The sequence below is a fragment of the Rhizobacter sp. P2_H2 genome, assembly GCF_056403375.1.
The window spans coordinates 1-2285 of the sequence record NZ_JBFUFP010000903.1 but is presented as its reverse complement, the minus strand read 5'-3'; the positions used below and the strand labels follow the sequence as shown (position 1 = coordinate 2285).

1 protein-coding gene is annotated in these 2285 nt (G+C 67.0%); it reads left to right on the top strand.

The genetic code is table 11. The features are described 5' to 3' along the window. The first annotated feature begins 97 nt into the window (after positions 1-97). A complete protein-coding gene (gene metG / locus AC1D15_RS28045) occupies positions 98-2143 on the top strand; it encodes a methionine--tRNA ligase (RefSeq protein ID WP_477828587.1) in 2046 nt (681 codons plus the stop codon). The last annotated feature ends 142 nt before the right edge of the window (positions 2144-2285 follow it).

Genomic DNA, 2285 nt, shown 5'->3' with positions numbered 1-2285 from the left:
GGCAGGCGGTTGGCGGCGGGCAGTCTAGCCCACACGCCTTCTCCCTCGGGCCAGCGCGCCTAGAATCGACCCTCCCCCGCCGATCCGGACGCCTCCGATGACCCGCAAGCTCTTCGTCACCACCGCCCTGCCGTACGCCAATGCGCCGTTCCACATCGGGCACATGATGGAGTACGTCCAGGCCGACATCTGGGTGCGGTTCCAGCGCATGGTCGGCAACGAGGTGCACTTCGTCTGCGCCGACGACGCGCACGGCGCGCCGATCATGATCGCCGCCGAGAAGGCCGGCAAGACGCCGCAGCAGTTCGTCGCCGAGATCGCGGCCGGCCGCAAGCAGTACCTCGACGGCTTCAGCATCGGCTTCGACAACTGGCACTCCACCGACGGTCCCGAGAACCACCAGCTCGCGCAGGACATCTACCGCGCACTGCGCAAGGAAGGCCTGATCGCCGAGCGCACGATCGAGCAGTTCTTCGACCCGGTGAAGGCGATGTTCCTGCCCGACCGCTACATCAAGGGCGAATGCCCGCGCTGCGGCACCAAGGACCAGTACGGCGATTCGTGCGAGAACTGCGGCGCGGTCTACGCGCCCACCGAGCTGAAGAACCCGTACTCGGCGCTCAGCGGCGCCACACCGGTGCTCAAGAGCAGCGCGCACTACTTCTTCCAGCTCTCGTCGCCGCGCTGCATCGAGTTCCTGAAGGACTGGACGCACACGCCCGGCCGCCTGCAGCCCGAGGTGCTGAACAAGATCCGCGAATGGTTCGCCGTCGACGAGCACGGCCACGGCGGCCTGGCCGACTGGGACATCAGCCGCGATGCGCCCTACTTCGGCATCCGCATCCCCGACACCGAGGACAAGTACTTCTACGTCTGGCTCGACGCGCCGGTCGGCTACCTGGCGTCGCTGAAGAACTACTTCGACAAGACCGGGCGCGACTTCGACGCGTTCTTCGCCGACCCGGCGGTCGAGCAGGTGCACTTCATCGGCAAGGACATCACCTACTTCCACACGCTGTTCTGGCCGGCGATGCTGCATTTCAGCGGCCGCAAGACGCCGGACCACGTCAACGTGCACGGCTTCATCACCGTCAACGGCGGCGAGAAGATGAGCAAGAGCCGCGGCACCGGCATCTCGCCGCTGAAGTACCTCGAGGTCGGGCTGAACCCGGAATGGCTGCGCTACTACATCGCGGCCAAGCTGAACGCGAAGGTCGAGGACATCGACTTCAACCCCGACGACTTCACCGCCCGCATCAACTCCGACCTGGTCGGCAAGTACATCAACATCGCGAGCCGCGCCGCCGGCTTCCTCAGCAAGCGCTTCGGCGGGCGGCTGTCGGCCGACCTCGGCGTCGAGGGCCGCTCGCTGCTCGACGGCCTGCGCAACCACCGCCGGGCGATCGAGGAGCTCTACGAGGAGCGCGAGTACGGCAAGGCGCTGCGCGAGGTGATGCTGCTGGCCGACCGCGTGAACGAGTACGTCGACCAGAACAAGCCCTGGGACCTCGCCAAGAAGGCCGGGCAGGAGGCGGTGCTGCACGATGTGTGCAGCGTCTGCATCGAGGCCTTCCGCGTGCTGACCATCTACCTGAAGCCGGTGCTGCCGGCGCTGGCCGTGCAGGTCGAGGCCTTCCTGAAGGTCGAGCCGATGGTGTTCGCCGATGCGGCGCGCGCGATCGGCGGCCACACGATCGGCGACTACAAGCACCTGATGCAGCGCGTCGACCCGGCGCTGCTCGACAAGCTGCTCGAGCCGCCGGTGATCGCACTGCCGCCGCCGGGCGGCGAGGAGCTCGCGCCCGAGATCAGGATCGAGGATTTCGCCAAGGTCGACCTGCGCATCGCGAAGATCGTCGCCTGCGAGGCGGTCGAGGGCAGCGACAAGCTGCTGCGCCTGACGCTCGACGTGGGCGAGGCAAAGACGCGCAACGTCTTCAGCGGCATCAAGTCGGCCTACAAGCCGGAAGACCTGGTCGGCAAGTTCACCGTGATGGTGGCCAACCTCGCGCCGCGCAAGATGAAGTTCGGGCTCAGCGAAGGCATGGTGCTGGCCGCATCGCATGCCGACGAGAAGGCGAATCCGGGGCTGTACGTGCTGGAGCCGTGGCCGGGCGCGACGCCGGGCTTGCGGGTGCGCTGAGCGCCGGTTCCCCAAACAGGGTGAGAGACAGCCGCCCGGCAGGCGGCTATCCTGCGCGCCTTCGAGGGAGAGCAGCATGGGTTTTCTGGATGATCTGAAGCGGCAGGCCGACGCGCTGAAAACGCAGCAGACGGTCGACACG